At 74.8% G+C, this 18,768-nt stretch carries 1 protein-coding gene; it reads right to left on the reverse strand.

The annotated features are described in order from the left end of the window. Positions 1-11: 11 nt before the first annotated feature. Positions 12-18,659, reverse strand: coding sequence for a non-ribosomal peptide synthetase (locus ACZ6TD_RS43270; RefSeq protein WP_471347061.1), 18,648 nt, complete (start codon positions 18,657-18,659; stop codon positions 12-14). Between the last annotated feature and the right edge of the window lie 109 nt (positions 18,660-18,768).

An 18,768-nucleotide genomic window follows, 5' to 3' on the forward strand; every position in this document is an offset into this window, starting at 1 on the left:
GTCGTCCTTCCTCACCGGTCGTCGTGGTCGCTGCCGCCGGAAGCGGCGTCTTCGAGTTCGCGCAGGATGTGCTCCTCGACCAGGTCGGCGAGGGCGGAGACGGTGCGCGCGGTCAGAATGTCCCGCGGGGTCAGATCGACGGCGAACGCCTCCTTGGCGCGGGAGGCGATCAGCAGACTGCGGACCGAGTCACCGCCCAGGGCGAAGAACTCGTCCTCCGCGCCGACCGGCGACACCTCCAGCACCTCCGACCAGATCTCCGCGATGACCTCCTCGGTGGGGGTGCGCGGGGCGATGTGGGCGGCCGGTGCGGCGATGGTGGTGGCGGGGCCGGGCGCGGGCAGCGCCGCGCGGTCGGTCTTGCCGTTCTTCGTGAGCGGCAACCGGTCCAGCACGGCGAACGCCGACGGGACCATCGGGCCCGGAAGCGTCCGGCCCAGATGGGTGCGCAGCTCGGTGTCGGCCGGGGCACCGGCCCCGGGCGCGAGGACCAGATGGGCCACCAGCCGGCGCACCCCGGGCTCGTCCTCCCGCACCGTCACCACGGCCTCCGCGACGGCGGGGTGGCCGCACAGCGCGGTCTCCACCTCACCGGCCTCGATGCGATGGCCGTGCAGCTTGAGCTGGTGGTCGCCGCGCCCCAGATGGTGCAGGCGGCCTTCCGCGTCGTAGCGGGCGAGGTCGCCGGTGCGGTACATCCGGGAGCCGGGCGGCCCGAACGGGTCGGCGACGAAGCGGGCGGCGGTCAGCCCGGCGCGGCCCAGGTAGCCGCGGGCGAGCGACGGACCGCTGACCCACAGCTCGCCGACCACCCCCACCGGCACCGGGCGCAGCCGCGCGTCGAGCAGATGGATCCGGGTGTTGGGGAGGGGCCGCCCGATCGGCGGCGGGGTGCCCTCGGGAGCGAGCGGCTCGGACCAGGTGGCCACCACGGTGGTCTCGGTCGGCCCGTACGCGTTGATCATGCGGTGGTGCGGTGCCCAGCGGGCCGCGAGCTCCGCGCCGCAGGCGTCCCCTCCCACGATCAGCGTCCGCAGCTCGGGCAGCTCCCGCTCGGTGCCCGCGGGAAGTGTCGCGAGGGCGGCGGGCGGGATGAGGGTGTGGGTGATCCGCTGCCGCCGCAGGACGTCCGCGAGGTGGTCGCCCAGCAGCGGGCCGGGCTCGGGCACCACCAGCGTGGCCCCGGACGGCAGCGCCATGCACAGCTCCAGCACGGAGGCGTCGAAACCGGGCGAGGAGAACCGCAGCACCCGGTCGCCCGGCCGCACCTGGAGGTGCTCGGCCTCGGCGGCGGCGAACCCGGCGATCCCGCGGTGGGTGACCACCACTCCCTTGGGTGTTCCGGTGGACCCGGAGGTATAGATCACATAGGCGGGGTCGTCCGGGTGGACGGTGGTGAGCCGGTCCTCGTCCGTGGGGCGGTGCGCCGGGCCGTCCGGGGCCTGGACCTCGGCGGTCCGCTCGATCACCAGATGGGGGGCGGAGTCCTTGAGCATCAGCTCGATGCGCTCGGCCGGGTAGCCGGGGTCGATGGGCAGATAGGCGCCCCCGGCCTTGGCCACCGCGAGCCGGGCCACGACGGACTCCACCGAGCGGGGCAGCACCAGCGCGACGATCCGGCCGGGGCCCACGCCCTGCCCGATGAGGCGGTGGGCGAGGCGGTTGGCCCAGCCGTCCAGCTCCGCGTAGGTCAGCCGGAGGCCGGGGGAGTCCACCGCCGTCGCGTCGGGCCGACGGTCCGCCGCCGCCTCGACGAGCTCCGCCCAGGTCGCCCGGGGCACCTGCCGGGCGGTGTCGTTCCAGTCCACCAGGAGCCGGCGGCGCTCGGCGGCCGGGAGGATGTCGATCCGGTCCAGCGGCAGCTCGTCGGGGGCTGCGGCCAGCGCGCCGAGGAGATGGGTGAGCCGGTCGGCCAGTGCCCCGGCGGTGGACTCCTCGAACAGCCGCGGGTCGTAGCCGAGTTCCACGGACAGTTCGGATCCGGGCGAGACCACCACGGTCAGCGCGTAGTTGGTGGACTCCAGGGCGTTCAGATCGCGCACCCGCAGCCCGTGCTCGGCCGCGGCGGAGCTGTTGATGGGGTAGTTCTCGAACACCACCAGACTCTCGAAGAGGTCCACCCCGGCGGGCAGTTCGCTCCAGCCCCGGAGCTGGGCCTGCGGCACATGGCCGAAGCCGCGCGCGTCCGCCTGCTCGGCCTGGAGCTCGCGCAGCCAGGCGGCGGTACCGGCGGTGCCTTCCACCGCGCACCGCACCGGGAGGGTGTTGATGAAGATGCCGGTGATGTCGTCCGCGCCGGGCAGCTCCGCGGGCCGCCCGGAGACCGTCGTCCCGAAGCAGACGTCCGACTCACCGCTCAAGCGAGATACGAGTAAGGCCCAAGCACCCTGCACGATCGTATTCAGCGTGAGCCGGTGCCGCCGTGCGAAGTCCTGGAGGGCGGCGGTGTCCCGCTCACCGAGCCGGTGCGACAGCCAGCGCGAGGACCGGGTGGCGATCTCCGGTGTCGGTCTGCGGTCATAGGGGAGGGGAGTGGGAGAGGTGAAGCCCTCCAGGGCCTGCCGCCAGTGTGCCTCGGCATGCGTGCGGTCCTGACGGGCGAGCCAGGCCACATAGTCGGCGAACGGCCTGCGGGCAGGCAGCCTCGGCTGCTCACCGGCGGCCAGGGCGGCATGGGCGGCGAAGACATCGCCGAGCACCTGGAAGACGCTCCATCCGTCCAGCAGCGCATGGTGGAAGGTCCACAGCACCCGCACCTCACCCGGGGAGAGCCGGGCCAGGGTGACGCGGAGCAGCGGGGCCGCGGTGAGATCGATCCCGCGGGCGCGGTCCCGGTCCAGCAGCCGCTCCAGCTCGGCCGTGCGTTCGTCCTCCGCGAGGCCGCTCCAGTCGAGCTCCTCGACCGGTACGGCCGCGGTGCGGCGTACGATCATCAGCGGCTCGGGCACATCGTGCAGCACCACCTGGCCCCGCAGCACCGGGGTCCGGTCCACGACATGCTGCCAGGCGGCGGCCAGTACTCCGGAGTCGCGGACCCCGTCCAGGACGAAGGTCGCCTGCTCCACATAGAGCCCTTGGTCCCGCTGGGCGAGGGCATGGAAGACCAGCCCGGACTGGGTCGGGGTGAGCGGGTGGATATCGGCCACGTCCCGGCCGTCGCCCGCCAGCCGGTCGACGGTCTCCTGATCGAGCCCGGCCAGCGGGAAGTCCGACGGCGTCCGCCCGCCCGCGTCCGGGCGGGTGCACAGCCGGACGATCGCCCGCAGCTCCTCGGCCATCTCCTCGGCGAGCCGGCGCACCGTGGCGCGTTGGTGCAGCGACCGGGAGTAGGACCAGCTCAGCTCGAGCCGCCGGTCCGCCACCCGACCGATCACATCGAGCAGATGCGGCCGGGGCGCCTCCGGGCTCATATCGCCCTCCAGCCCACCGGCCAGGGCGTGCAGCAGACCACCCGCCGGGGGCTCCCAGTCCTGCTGGCCCAGGTAGTTGAAGCTGATCTTCGGGGCGGCGGGGAGCCCGGAGGCGGCCGTGCCGGACAGATGGCGCAGCGCGCCGTGGCCGAGGCCGTTCCCGGGGACCGCCCGCAGCCGCTCCTTGACGGCCTTCAGCGTCCGCTCCAGCCCCCAATCGGCGGGGGCCTCCAGCGCGACGGGGAACATGCTGGTGAACCAGCCGACCGTACGGGACAGATCGACCCCGTCGAAGATCTCCTCCCGGCCGTGCCCCTCCAGGGCCACCGCCACCGTGTCCCGGCCGGTCCAGCGGGCCAGCACCCGTCCCAGGGCGCACAGCAGCACGTCGTTGACCCGGGTCCGGTACGCGCCCGGCACCTCCTGCAGCAGCAGCCGGGTCTCCTCGGCGTCGAGCCGGACGGTCACCTCCTCCTCCGAGGCGGCGGTGCCCGGGCCCTCGCCGTCCGTGGGGAGGTCGGTGCCGCCGTGGGAGGCCGCCCAGTGGTCGCGCTCGGCGTCGAAGCCCCCGGCGGCGGTGTGCTCGGTCAGGCGCAGCGCCCAGGTGCGGAACGACGTGGTCTTGGGGCCCGGCTCCGGCGTCCGGCCCGCGACGATCTGCCGGTAGGCGGTGTCCAGGTCCTCCAGCACGATGCGCCAGGAGACGGCGTCCACCACCAGATGGTGGGCCGTCAGCAGCAGGACGGGCCGTATCCCCTCGCCCCGGGTGAAGAGCACGGCGCGCAGCAGCGGCCCCCGGGCCAGGTCGAACCCGGACCGGATCCGCCGCGCCGTCTCCCGCATCACCGCGTCCCGCCGCTCCGGCGCCACGGCGGACAGGTCGTGGACGTCCCAAGCCGGCTCCGCGCCCGGCGGGGCGTTGTGCTGGCGCACGACGCCCTCCTCGGTCCGCTCGAAGCGCAGCCGCAGGGCGTCATGGTGGGTCAGCACCGTGGACAGGGCGGAGCGCAGCGCGCTCTCGTCCACCGGCGCGGTCAGCTCGGCCGAGACCGACTGGGTGAAGTGCCCGGCCGTGGCGCCGAGTTGGTCGAAGAGCCAGTGCTGGATCGGGGTCAGCGGCACCTCGCCGACCACCGGACCCCGCTCGCTCCCGGCCGTCGTGGCCGGGGCTTCCCGCGCGGCCGCCGCCAGGTCCGCCACGGTCTGGTGGACGAAGAGATGGCGCGGGGTCAGCTCGATACCGGCCCGCCGGGCGGCGGAGACGATCTGGATGCTGAGGATGGAATCGCCGCCGAGGGCGAAGTAGTTGTCCTCCACGCCGATCCGCTCGACCCCCAGCACCTCCGCCCAGATGGCGGCGAGGGCCTTCTCGGTCTCCGTGCGCGGCTCCACATGACCGGTGGCGCGGGCCGCCCAGACGGGCGCGGGCAGCGCACGCCGGTCCAGCTTGCCGCTGGACCCCAGCGGCAGCCGGTCCAGGACGACCACGGCCGAGGGGACCATATGGTCCGGCAGGCTCGTGGCGAGGAAGGCGCGGATCGCGGCGGTGTCCACCGGCGGGGAGCCCGGGGCCCGCACCACATAGCCGGCCAGCCGCTTGTGACCGCCGGTGTCGACGACGGCCGCGGCCGCCTCGGCGACACCGGGATGGCGCGCCAGCGCCGCCTCGACCTCGCCCAGCTCGATACGGAACCCGCGCACCTTGACCTGATCGTCGGTTCTGCCCAGGTACTCCAGCTGCCCCCGCTCGTCCCAGCGGACCAGGTCGCCGGTGCGGTACATCCGGCCGCCCGCCGGGCCGAACGGATCGGCCGTGAACCGCTGCGCGGTCAGCCCCGGCCGGCCGAAGTACCCCCGGGCCAGGCCCGGCCCGGCCAGATAGAGCTCTCCCGGCACCCCGACCGGCACCGGCCGCATCCGCGCGTCCAGCGCGTAGGCCCGGGTGGCGGCCACCGGGGCGCCGATGGGCGGGGTGCGGTCCGGATCGGCGGGGTCGCAGGTCCAGGCGGTGGCGTAGACGGTCGCCTCGGTGGGCCCGTAGATGTTGGCCACCCGGCAGCCGGGGATGGCCGCCCGGACCTCCTTGACGGTGCGGGCGGCGAGCCCCTCGCCCGCCAGCACCACGGTGCCCGCCGTCACCGAGACCGACCCCTTGCCGAGCACCTGCCCGAGCGCCGACGGCACGGCGCTGATCAGGCTCGCCGTCCAGCCTTCCGTCCGCTCGGCCAGGGTGAGCAGATCGCGGACGATCTCGATGGCGCCACCGGCCAGCAGCGGGCAGAGGATTTCGAAGACCGACACATCGAAGTTGAGGGAGGTCGAGGCCACCACATGGGAGAGCCCCTGGGCGCCGAACTCCTCCCGCGCCCACGCGGCCAGCGCGGCCACGCTCTCATGGGTGACCACCACGCCCTTGGGCGTACCGGTCGACCCCGAGGTGTGGATGGCGTACGCCGGATGGCCGGGGAGCAGCGGGCCGCGCCGCTCGGCGTCGCCGACGTCCTGGGCGGGCAGTCGCGCCAGCCGCCCCCGGAACTCCGCGTCGTCCAGCAGGATCCGGCCGCCGCTCGCCCCGGCGGGGATCCGGTCCGCCACCTCCCCGGTGGTCACCACCGTGTCCGGGGCGATGTCGCCGAGCATGAAGGCGATCCGCTCCGCCGGATACGCCGGGTCGACCGGGAGATAGGCCGCCCCGCTCTTGAGCACCGCCAGCACGGCCACCACCAGCTCCGGTGTGCGCGGCAGCGCCAGGGCCACGAAGTGTTCCGGCCCGGCGCCCGAGGCGATCAGCAGCCGGGCCAGCCGGTTGGCGCGCTCGTTCAGCTCCCGGTAGGTCAGCGGTCCGCCGTCGCCCAGCACGGCCACCGCGTCCGGGGTACGGGCCGCCCGCGCCTCGAAGAGCGCGGGCAGCACCGCGTCCGGCGCGGCGGAGACCGGGCCGCTGAAGCGGTCGAGGATGCCGCGCGTCTCGGCCTCGCCGATCAGCGGCAGTTCGTCCAGCCGTCGCTCCGGATCGGTCGCCATCTCCACCAGCAGATTCCGCAGACATCCGCCCAGCCGCTCGATCGTCGTGGCATCGAACGCGCCGGGGTCGTAGTCCAGGCAGATCGACAGCCGCTCCTCGGGCGCCACCACCACGCTGAGCGCGTAGTTGGTGGGCTCCACATCCCGCTCCTGCCGGATGCCCAGGCCGTGGGCCGCGATGGCCTCGCTGTCGAACGGGTAGTTCTCGAAGACCACGATCGAGTCGAAGAGGCTCACCCCGCCGGGCACCTCGCTCCAGCTCCCGAGCTGCGCCAGGGACACGAACTCGAAGAGCCGGGACTCCGACTGCGCCGACTGCAGCTCCCGCAGCCAGTCCAGCAGCCTGCTCCCCCCGGTCACCCGGACCCGGGTGGGGATGGTGTTGATGAACACCCCGACCATGGACTCGACACCCGGCAGCGCCGCCGGCCGCCCCGAGACGGTGGTGCCGAAGCACAGGTCACCGGCCCCGCTGTACCGGGACAGCAGCAGCGCCCAGGCGCCCTGCACCACCGTGTTCATGGTCAGCCCGCCCCGCTGCGCGGTCGTACGGAGCCGGGCGGACTCCTCGGCGCCCAGCGTGACCCGGTGCGAGCCCGAGGAGGCGCTGCGGTGCGCCTCCGACGCGGGCCGGTCCCGTGGCAGTTCGGTGGGCGAGGTGAACCCCGCCAGCGCCGTACGCCAGTACCGCTCGGCCTCCGCCGTGTCCTGCTCGCCGAGCCAGCCCAGGTACTCACGGAACGGCCGGCGGGCGGGCACCACGGGCGCCCGTCCCGCCGTCAGCGCCGCGTACCGCTCGCAGACCTCGTCGAAGACCTGGGCCGCGCTCCAGCCGTCGAGCAGCACATGGTGGAAGGTCCAGACGATCCGGACCTCGTCGGCGGACAGCCGGATCAGCGCCAGCCGCATCAGCGGCGCCGTGGCCAGGTCGATCCCCTCGGCCCGGTCCTCGTCGAGCATCCGGAGCAGCTCGGCCTCGCGCCACTCCTCGGGCCGCCGCGTCCAGTCGTGGTGGACGATCCGGAGCGCCGCCCGGTGCGTCACGACCTGGAGCGGCTCCGGGGTGTCCGCCCACACCAGATGGGTGCGCAGGATCGGATTGGCGTCCACCGTCCGCCGCCACGCGGTGGCCAGCGCTTGTGGCTCGCCCACCCCGGTCAGCGTCAGCTGGACCTGGTTGACATACGCGTCCGACGCCGGATCCATCAGCCCGTGGAACAGCATCCCGGCCTGGGTCGGGGTCAGCGGATAGATGTCCTCCACCGCCCGGCCGTCGGCGGCGATCCGGTCCACCGCGGCCTGGTCGAGCCGGGCCAGCGGGAAGTCCGACGGGGTGCGGCCGCCCGCCGCGGGGTCGGCGCAGTGGCCGATGATCTCCTCCAGCGCGCGGAGCATCCCCCGCGCCAGCCCGGCCACCGTCTCCTCGGCGTGCGTCCCCGAGCCGTAGTACCAGGTGATCTCCAGGCACCGGCGCTCCACCCGGCCCACGACGTCCAGCAGATGCGCCCGGACCGTGTCGGGCGCGGCGTCACCGCCAAGACCGTCCCGTACGGTGCGGACGAGACCGGTGTCGTCATCCGCCGCCGACCAGTCGAACTGCCCGAGGTAGTTGAAACTGATGCCGGGCTCGGCAGCGCCCCGGAGTCCGGAGTCGGGGGAGAGGTGGCGCAGCGCGCCGTAGCCGATGCCATGTGCGGGCACCGCCCGCAGCTGCTCCTTGACGGACTTGAGCGTCTCGCCCCAGCCACCGCCCGGGACGTCCAGGGCGACCGGATAGAGGCTGGTGAACCAGCCGACGGTGCGGGACAGGTCCACCCCGTCCAGCAGATGCTCCTCCCGGCCGTGGCCCTCCAGGTCCACGGCGATCCGGCGCCGCCCGGTCCAGTCGCCGAGCACCCGGCCCAGCGCCGCGAGCAGTACGTCGTCCACGCGGGTGCGGTAGACCTCGGGGACCTGCCGCAGCAGCGCCTCGGTGCGCTCCCGGTCCAGCCGGACGGTGACCGAGGCCATGGACGCCACCGTGTTGTCCCCCTCGCCGTCCACGGGCAGCCCCGCGGCGCACTCCGCGGTCACCGCCCGCCAGTGGGGGAGTTCGGCGTCGAAACCACCGGCGGCGGTGTGCTCGGTCAGCTTGCGGGACCAGTCCCGTACGGAGGTGGTGCGCGGGCCGAGGTCGGCCCGCCCGCTCGCGAGCAGCCGCTGGTACGCGGTGTTCAGATCCTCCAGCAGCACCCGCCAGGAGACGCCGTCCACCACGAGGTGGTGGGCGGTCAGGAAGAGCGTCGGCCGCTGCCCGTCGCCGCGGTGGAACAGCCGCGCGGCCAGCAGCGGGCCCCGCGCCAGGTCGAACCCGGCCTGCGCCTCCGCCATCGCCGCGTCCTCGGCGGCCCGGCACTGGTCCGCGTCGAGCCCCGACAGGTCGTGCTCCCGCAGGGGTGCCGGGGCCGTCAGGTCCGGCTGCGGGCAGTACTGCCGCGGACCTCCGTCGGCGACGGGCTCGAACCGCATGCGCAGCGCGTCATGGTGGACCAGCAGCGCGTCGAGCGCCGCGCGCAGCGCGCGGAGGTCCGGTTCCCGCTGGAGCTCCACGACCACGGACTGGTTGAAGTGGCCGGGCCGGGCGGTCCGCATCCCGAAGAACCAGTGCTGGATCGGGGTGAGCGGCACCTCACCGGTCACCGGTCCGGTGTCGGCGGCGGGCGTGGCGGTGGGCGTGGTGACGCCGGCGAGCGCGGCGATGGTCGGGTGCCGGAAGAGCTCGCGGGGGGTGAAGGCCAGCCCCGCCTGCCGGGCGCGGGAGGCCACCTGGATGCTGAGGATCGAATCCCCGCCCAGATGGAAGAAGTTGTCCTCCGCGCCGATCCGCTCCCGGCCCAGCAGGGTGCCCCAGATCTCCGCGAGGGCCCGCTCGGTGTCGGTACGGGGCGCCACGTACCCGGCCGTCCCGGCCGCCGCCGGGTCGGGCGCGGGCAGCCGGCGGCGGTCCACCTTGCCGTTGCGGGTGAGCGGCAGCGCGTCGAGGGCGACGAACGCCGAGGGCACCATGTAGTCGGGCAGCAGGCCGCCCAGGAAGGACCGCAGCTCCCCGGCGTCCGGCACCTCGGCCCCGTCGGCCGGCACCGCGTAGCCGGTCAGCAGCGTGCGGTCGCCCACGCGGGAGAGGGTGACGACCGCCTCCGCCACGGCCCCGTGGCGGCTCAGCGCGGCCTCGATCTCGCCCGGCTCGATGCGGAAGCCCCGGACCTTCAACTGGTCGTCGGCGCGGCCCACGAAGCGCAGTTCACCGTCGTCGGTCCAGGCCACGATGTCTCCGGTGCGGTACATCCGGGAGCCGGACGGCCCGAACGGGTCGGCGAGGTACCGCTCCGCGGTGGCACCGGGGCGGCCGTGGTAGCCACGGGCCACCCCGGCGCCCGCGATGTACAACTCCCCCGGAACGCCGGGCGGTTGCGGCTGGAGGGCGCCGTCGAGGACGTATGTCCGGGTGTTGTCCAGCGGCCGTCCGATGGGCAGCGAGCGCGGCAGCTCCTCCCCGGCGCGGAAGGGGCGCCGAGTGGCGAAGGTCGTGGTCTCGGTGGGCCCGTAGCCGTCCATCACCGTCAGATCCGGGCAGGCCGCGAGCACCCGGCGCACCGCGCCCGGGGGCACCGCCTCACCGCCGGTCCACACCTCCCGGGCGCCGCGCAGACACTCCGGCGCCTCCTGCGCCAGCAGCCGGAACAGCCCGGCGGTCAGCCACAGGCAGTTCACCCCGTGCTCGGCGATCGCCCGGCGCACGGTGTCCGCGTCCACGTCCCCGGCGGGCGCCAGCACGGCCCGGCCGCCGCGCAGCAGCGGCACCCACAGCTCGTAGGTCGAGGCGTCGAACGCCTGGGGCGAGTGCACCAGCACCCGGTCGTGGTCCGCGAAGGCGCGGTCCGCGACGAGGGCGGTCACATCGCGGTGGCGCACCGCCACGCCCTTGGGCCGCCCGGTGGAGCCCGAAGTGAACATCAGATACAGGGCGTTGTCCGGGGAGAGCGCCACGTTCGGCGGCTCCCACGGGCCGTCGTGGCCGTCGCCGGGCCCGGGCGCCACGAGCAGGGTCCGCGCGGTGTCCGAGATGTCCGCCGCCGTGCGCTCCCAGGCGCGGTCGGTCAGCAGCACCTCCGCGCCCGCCTCCGCCAGCACGCTCCGCAGCCGGTCCCCGGGGGCGCGGGTGTCCAGCGGTACGTACACCCCGCCCGCCTTGACGACCGCCAGCAGCGCCACCACCAGCTCCACCGATCGGTCCATCAGGACGGCCACCGGTCGCTCCGGGCCGACGCCGTGGCCGATGAGCCGGTGGGCCAGCCGGTCGGCGCGGGTGTCCAGCTCCCGGTAGCTCACCGGGCCCGCCTCGCCGTCCAGGGCCGTCGCGTCCGGCGCACACCGCACCCGCTCGGCGAACAGCCCGGCCACCGTGGACTCGGGAAGCGGGACCGCGGTGTCGTTCCACTCCCGGAGCACCTGGTGGCGGCGGGCGGCGGTGAGCATCGGAAGGTGTGCGGGCGCCCGGTCCGGGGTGTCGGCCATGGCCGTCAGCAGCACCGTCAGGTACTCCGCCATCCGCCGGGCGGTGGCCTCGTCGAACAGCGCCGGGTCGTAGCCGAGCCGCAGCGCCAGTTCCTCGCCGGGGTAGACCACCAGGGACAGCGGGTAGTTGGTGGTCTCGACGCCGTTCAGCTCGCGGAGGGCGAGGCCGTGCGCGGCGGCGAGGTCGCCGCCGATCGGATAGTTCTCGAAGACCACGATGGAGTCGAAGAGGTTCACCCGCTCGGGCAGCCCGGTCCAGGACCGCAGCCGGGTGAGCGGCACGAAGTCGAACCGCCGGTCCTCGGTCTGCCCGGACTGCACCGCGCTGAGCCAGGACAGCAGGGTGGAGCCGGACGGCACCGTCAGGCGGGTCGGCACGGTGGTGATGAACAGCCCGTTCATCGTCTCCACGCCCGGCAGCTCCGGCGGCCGACCGGACACCGTGGTCCCGAAGACCACGTCCTCGCGGCCGGACTGGCGGGCCAGCAGCAGCGCCCAGGCGCCCTGGACCACGGTGTTCAGGGTGAGCCCCTCGTCACGGGCCAGGGCCTGGAGCCGCTGGGTGGTGGCGGCGGGCAGGGTCACGCGGAGGTCCTCGGTGGACTCGGCGTGATGGGTCTCGGTGGGCTCCCGGTCGTACGGCAGCGGGGTGGGCTCGGTGAGATCGCCCAGCCGGGCCCGCCAGTGCTCCTCGGCCGGCGCCCCGTCGCGCTCCCGCAGCCAGGCCACGTAGTCGCCGAACGGGCGGCGGCCGGGCAGCCCGGCCGCCATGGCCGCGCCGGACGCCCCGTCGCGCGCCCGTGCGTGGCAGTGGAAGACGTCGGAGAGCACCTGGAACAGGCTCCAGCCGTCCAGGATCAGATGGTGGAACGTCCACACCACCTGGACCTCGGTCTCCGACAGCCGGGCCAGCGCCAGCCGGGTCAGCGGGGCGGCGGCCAGGTCGAGCCCGCGCTCCCGGTCCTCGGCGAGGAACCTCCGCAGCTCCTCCCGGCGCTCGTCCGGGCCGGACAGATGACGCCAGTCGAGCAGGGTCACCGGGATCCGGACCCCGCGCTCCACCACCTGGACCGGCTCGGGTACCCCCTCCCACACCGCGCGGGCGCGTAACACCTGGGTGCGGTCGGCGACCCGCTGCCAGGCCGCGGCCAGCGCCGCCGGCTCCGGCACCCCGTCGAGGACGAAGGTGAGCTGCTGGAAGTAGGCCCGCCGGTCGCCCTGCGCCAGCGCGTGGAAGAGCATGCCCGCCTGGGTGGGGGTGAGCGGGTAGATGTCCTCCACCGTGCCGCCGTTCCCGGCCAGCCGGTCCACGGCGGCCTGGTCGAGGGCGGCGAGCGGGAAGTCGGACGGGGTGCGGCCACCCGCGCCGGGCGCGCTGCCGTGCCGGGCGATCTCGCACAGCGCCTCGCGGAACTCCCCGGCGAGCCGGGCGACCGTCTCCTCCCGGTGCAGACGCGTGGAGTAGAACCAGGTGAACTCCAGGTCGTCCCCCCAGACCCGGCCCACCACCTCCAGCGGATGCGGGCGCGGCGAGGTGGGGTCGGCGTCCAGGGCCAGCTCCCGGTGCAGACCGCGGAAGAGCCCGTCGCCGCCGCCCGGCGCCTCGAACCGGCCGAGGTAGTTGAAGCTGATCCCGGCCGTGGGACCGTCGGGGAGGCCGGCGCCATCGAGCAGATGGCGCCGCACCCCGTACCCCAGACCACGCCGCGGTACGGCCCGCATCTGCTCCTTGACGGACTTGAGGACCTCGCCCCAGCCGCCGTCCGGAAGGTCGAGCGCCACCGGGAAGCGGGTGGTGAACCAGCCGACCGTACGGGACAGGTCCAGGTCCGCGAAGAGCTCCTCGCGACCGTGGCCCTCCACGTCCACCGGCACCCGGGCGCGTCCGGTCCAGCGGCGCAGCACCCGGGTCAGCGCGCTCAGCAGCACGTCATTGACCTGTGTGCGGTAGACCTCGGGGAGCGTGTGGAGGAGTGCGGCGGTCTCCTCCGGGCCGAGCCGGACGGTGACCGACCGGGCCGAGGCGTAGGTGTTCACCTCGTCCGCCCCGTTCGCTCCATCCTCCCCGTTCAGGTCCGTCGGCAGCGAGGGGTCGCAGGCCCCGGTCAGACCGGTCCAGTACGCCTCCTCGTCGGCGAACCCGCCTTCCCCGGCGTGCGTGTTGAGCCGCAGCGCCCAGCGGCGCAGCGGGGAGGACTTCGCGGGAAGCCCGGCGCCCTCGTCCCGGGCCGCCCGCCGGTAGGCGCTGTCGAGATCCTCCAGGACGACGCGCCAGGACACCCCGTCCACCACCGCGTGATGGACGGTGAGGTGGAGGACCGGGCGCGGCCCGGCGTCCCGGTCGAGCACCGCCCGCATCAGCGGCCCCTCGGCCAGGTCGAAGCGGCCCAGATGCCCGGCGCCGGTGGTCTCGAGCGGTACGCGGACGGCCGCCGCGTCCTCGATCCGCTGGTACCAGCCGCCGTCCCGGCGGTGGAAGCGGGAGCGCAGGGCGTCATGGTGGTCCACCAGCGCGTCCAGGGCGTGCCGCAGCGCTTCCTCGTCCACGTCCTCGGGCAGCACCAGGGAGATGGTCTGGTTGAAGTGGCCGGCCCGCTCGGGGTCGGCGGTGAACAGCCAGTGCTGAATGGGGGTCAGCGGCAGCTCCCCGGTGGCCGTCTCGTCCCCCTCGGAGGTGGGGTCGGCCGGGGCCGTGGTGGTGTCCAGGTGCAGGGCCAGCGCGGCGATCGTCTGATGGCGGTAGACATCGCGCGAGGTGACGGCGAGCCCGGCCTGCCGTGCCTGGGAGACCAGTTGGATGCTGAGGATCGAATCGCCGCCGAGGGAGAAGAAGTTGTCCTCCATCCCCACGCGCTCCACCCGCAGGATCCGGGCCCAGACCGTCGCCAGGGTCCGCTCGGTGGCGGTCCGGGGCGCCACATAGCCCGGTGCCGCGGCCTCGGCCCAGTCCGGCTCGGGGAGCCGGCCGCGGTCCAGCTTGCCGTTGGGGTTGAGCGGCATCCGCGCCAGGACGACGACCGAGGCGGGCACCATGTAGTCGGGCAGCGAGCGCCGCAGGAACCGCCGCAGCCCCGCCGGGTCGGGCTCCGCGCCCGCGGCGGCCACCACATAGGCGATCAGCCGCTGGTGGCCGTCCGTCTCCCGGGCGACGGCCGCCGCCTCGGCGATGTCGGGGTGGCGCAGCAGCGCCGTCTCCACCTCGCCCAGCTCGATGCGGAAGCCGCGGATCTTCACCTGGTCATCGGCCCTGCCGACGTACTCCAGCAGGCCCTCGCCGTTCCAGCGGACCAGGTCACCGGTGCGGTACATCCGGCTGCCGGGCGGCCCGAAGGGGTCCGCGAGGAAGCGGTGGGCGGTCAGCCCGGGCCGCCGCAGATAGCCCCGGGCCAGGCCCTGCCCGCCCAGGTACAGCTCCCCGGTCACCCCGGGCGGCACCAGCCGCAGCGTCGGATCCAGGACGTACGCGCGGGTGCCCGCGACCGGGCGGCCGATCGGCGGGGCCTGCGGTGGCGCCTGGCCGTCGCAGAACCAGCCGGTGGCGTACACCGTGGCCTCGGTCGGCCCGTACAGATTGGCGATCCGGCAGGACGGCATGGCCTCCCGGATGTCGCGTACGGTCTGGGCGGGCAGCGCCTCGCCCGCCAGCACGACGGTGCGGGCCCGGTCCGCCGGGCGACCCTCGCCCAGCAGCCGGGAGAACACCGAGGGCACCCCGCTGAGCAGCCCCGTCGCCCGCGGCCGCCCCTCGGGATCGGTGAGGGCGAGCAGATCCCGCACCACCTCGACGCTGCCGCCGGCCAGCAGCGGGCAGAGGATCTCGAAGACCGACACATCGAAGTTGAGCGAGGTCGAGGCGACCACGTCGGTCAGCCGCTCCCGTCCCAGCTCCGCCGCGGCCCAGGCCGCGAGCCCCGCCACACTGCGGTGGGTGACCACCACGCCCTTGGGCCGGCCGGTGGATCCGGAGGTGTAGATGACGTAGGCGGGATGGGCCGGGACCAGCGGCCGGCGCCGCTCGGCGTCGGTGATGTCGCCGTCCGCGAGCCCGTCCAGCCGGGCGCGTATCCCCGGGTCGTCCAGCACCAGCGGTGCGGCGTCCGGGGGCAGGCAGCCGGCCGCCCCGGTGGTGGTGAGGACGGCCCCGGGCGCGGCGTCGTCCAGCATGAACGCGATGCGCTCGGCGGGGTATTCGGGGTCCACCGGCAGATATCCGGCGCCCGCCTTGAGCACCGCCAGCAGGACGACGACGAGCTCGGCCGAGCGGGGCAGGGCGAGGGCCACCAGCCGCTCGGGACCGGCGCCTCCGGCGATGAGCAGCCGCGCCAGCCGGTTGGCGCGCCGGTTCACCTCGTCGTAGGAGAGGCTGGTGTCCCCGCAGGTCACGGCGGTGGCCGTGGGCCACTGCGCCACCTGGGCGGCGAAGAGATCGGGCAGGGTGGCCTCGACCGCGGGCCGCTCCGGCCCGTTCCAGGCGTCGAGCATCGCATGCCACTCGGCGTCGGCCAGCATCCGCAAGCAGATCAGGGTGGCGCCCGGGTCGGCCACCATGGCGGTCAGCAGCCGGTGCAGATGCCCGGCCATCCGCTCGATCGTGGCCGCGTCGAACAGATCGGAGTTGAACTCCACGGTCAGCCCCAGCGAGCCGTCGTCGCGGGGCAGGAACTCCAGTACCAGATCGAACCGCGCGGCCGGGCGCGGCAGGGAGTGCTCGGTGATCCGCACACCCCCCGCCTCCTGACCGGGCACCATGGCGCTCTGCTGGACGACCAGCGCCTGCACCAGCGGATTGCGGCTGGGGTCGCGGCGCGGCGCCAGCTCCTCGACGACCCGCTCGAACGGCAGCCGGTCATGGCTGAAGGCGTCCAGCACCGTCTCGCGCATCGCGTCCAGGAACCGCTCGACCGTGCTGTCCCCGTCCACGTCGGCGCGCAGCACCAGGGTGTTGACGAAGAACCCGGCGACCGACTCCAGCTCCTTGCGGTGGCGTCCGGCGGTGACGGTGCCGAAGGCGATGTCCCGCTGGCCCGAGTAGCGGGAGAACAGCACCGCGACGGCGGCCGCGAGCAGCGTGAACTGCGTGGTGTCCCGCTCCCTGCCGAGCCGGGCCAGCCCCGCCACCAGCTCGGCGGGCAGCTCACGGCGGTGCACCGCGCCCGCCGTGGTGCGCACCGGCGGGCGCGGGCGGTCGGTGGGCAGCTCCAGCGTCCGCATCCCGGCCAGCCGGCCCCGCCAGTACTCCAGATCGGCGTCCTCACCGGCGGTGGCGGGACGGCTCCGCTCCCACAGCGCGAAGTCCGGGTACTGCAACGCCGGTTCGGGGAGCGCGGCCTCGGTGCCGGACACCTCGGCGGCGTAGAGCGCGGCCAGTTCGCGCACCAGCAGCCCGACCGACCAGCCGTCGGTGACGATGTGGTGCTGCGCCAGCAGCAGGATGTGCTCCTCGTCGGCGAGCCGGATCAGCAGCGCCCTGGTCAGCGGGCCCCGTCTCAGGTCGTAGGGGCGGTTCAGCTCGGCGGTCAGCGTGGCGTCGAGCGCCTCGGCGCGCCGCCGCGCCGGATGCCCGCCGAGGTCGAGCCGATCGAGGGTTACGGTCCCGTGCGCGGCCACCTGCTGCACCCCGTGCCCGTCCACGGTGGCGAAGGTGGTGCGCAGGGCGTCGTGGCGGGCGGCGAGCCGGTCCAGCGCCCGGCCCAGCGCGGCCGCGTCCAGCGGGCCGTCGAGCCGCAGCCCGGCCCCGGTGTTGTACTCGGTTCCGCCGGAGGTCAGATCGTCCAGGAACCACAGCCGCCGCTGGGCGGAGGACAGCGGCAGCGGACGGTCGCGCGGCGCGGGCGGGATCGGCGCCTCGGGCGTGTCGGCCGCCTCGGCGGGCAGCTTGCCGGCCAGCCGCGCCACCGTCCTGGCGTCGAGCAGATCGCGCAGCGAGAGCTCCACGCCCAGTTCGGCCCGGATCCGGGTCAGCAGCCGCACTCCGAGGATGGAGTCGCCGCCCAGGCCCAGGAAGTCGTCCTCCACGCCCACGGTGTCCACCGGGAGCACCTCGGACCAGATGCGGGCCAGGGCCTCCTCGGCGGGGGTGCGCGGGGCGGTGTGGCGCGCGTCGCCGTCCGGCGCGGAGCGCGGGGCGGGCAGCGCCTGCCGGTCGATCTTGCGGTGCGGGGTGAGGGGGAACGCGTCCAGTACGACGTAGGCGGACGGCACCATATGCGCCGGCAGCACCCGGGCCACCGCGGCGCGCACCTCCGCGGCCTTCGGCGGGGTCCCGCCGCTCGGCGGCACCACGTAGGCGACCAGCCGCTTCCTCCCGGGCTCGTCCTCCCGCACGGTGACCACGGCGGATCCCACCCGGGGGTGGCGGGCCACCGCGGCCTCCACCTCGCCCAGTTCGATGCGGAAGCCGCGGATCTTCACCTGGTGGTCGGCCCGGCCGAGGAATTCCAGTTCACCGTCGGCGTTCCAGCGGACCAGGTCACCGGTGCGGTACATCCGCGAGCCGGGCGGGCCGAAGGGGCAGGCGGTGAACCGCTCGGCGGTCAGCCCCGGCCGGCCGAGATAGCCGCGGGCCAGGCCCGCGCCGCTGATGCACAGCTCTCCCGTGACGCCCACCGGCACCTGCCGCGCGGCCTCGTCCACCACGAACACCCGGGTGCCCGGCAGCGGACGGCCGATCGGCGGGGCGCCGGAGCCCGCCGCCAGGGCGTCGGTCCAGGAGGCAACGACGGTGGCCTCCGTCGGGCCGTAGGAGTTCACCATCCGCCGCCCGGGCGCCCACAGGTCCACCAGATCGGCGGGGCACGCCTCCGCGCCCACGATCAGGGTGCGGAAGTCGGGCAGCCCGTCGTGGAGCTCCTCCGGGGGCACGGTGGCGAGCGCCGCCGGAGGGATCAGGGCATGGGTCACCCGCCGCTCCCGCAGGACCGAGGCCAGCTCGGCGCCCAGCAGGGGCCCCTCCGGGGGGACCACCAGGGCCGCCCCGGCCAGCAGGGAGGAGCACAGCTCCAGGACGGAGGCGTCGAAGCTCGGCGAGGAGAACTGCAGCACCCGGTCGCCCGGCCGGACCCGGTAGTGCGCCGCCGTCGCGGCCGAGAAGTTCCCCAGACCGGCGTGCGGCACCAGCACGCCCTTGGGCACGCCCGTGGAGCCGGAGGTGTAGATGACATACGCGGGATGCTCGGGGCGCAGCGGGCCGAGCAGCTCCCCGCGGCCGGGTGCGTGATCCGGGCCCGCCCCGGCCCCCACCTCCCGGATCCGCGCCGGGTCGTCCAGCACGGCCACCGGCCGGGCGTCGGCCAGCATCATGGCCCGGCGCTCCTCGGGATGCGCGGGGTCGATCGGGAGGTACGCGCCGCCGGCCTTCGCCACCGCCAGCTCGGCCACCACCAGTTCCGCCGAGCGGGGCAGCACCAGCGCCACCACGCGCTCCGGTCCCACGCCCTGCCCGATGAGGTGGTGGGCCAGCCGGTTCGCCCAGCGCTCGACCTCCCCGAAGGACCACTCGCGCCCGTCCGCCACCAGGGCCGGCGCCTTGGGAGTGCGCTCCGCCCAGACGGCGAAGAGCTCGCCGAGCGGTGCGCGGGAGACGGCGCGGTCCGTGGCGTTCCACGCCTCCGGAGGCGGGTCCGGGACGGGTTGGGGTGCGGACACCGATGAGGTCTCGTAGTGGTCCGTCATGGTGGGGTGTGGCCCTTCAGAGCGGTTGAACGGGCGGATGGGGGGGGCGGCTCGGGCCGGCCGGCGCCGAGCCGGGGCGCCCGCGCCCGGCCGGGGGAGATGTGGGGAG

It is taken from the genome of Streptomyces yongxingensis, from assembly GCF_055597465.1.

What these genes read in the sequence shown, in the direction of transcription:
- ACZ6TD_RS43270 (WP_471347061.1), bottom strand. Translation starts at nt 18,659, where the DNA reads ATGACGGACCACTACGAGACCTCATCGGTGTCCGCACCCCAACCCGTC.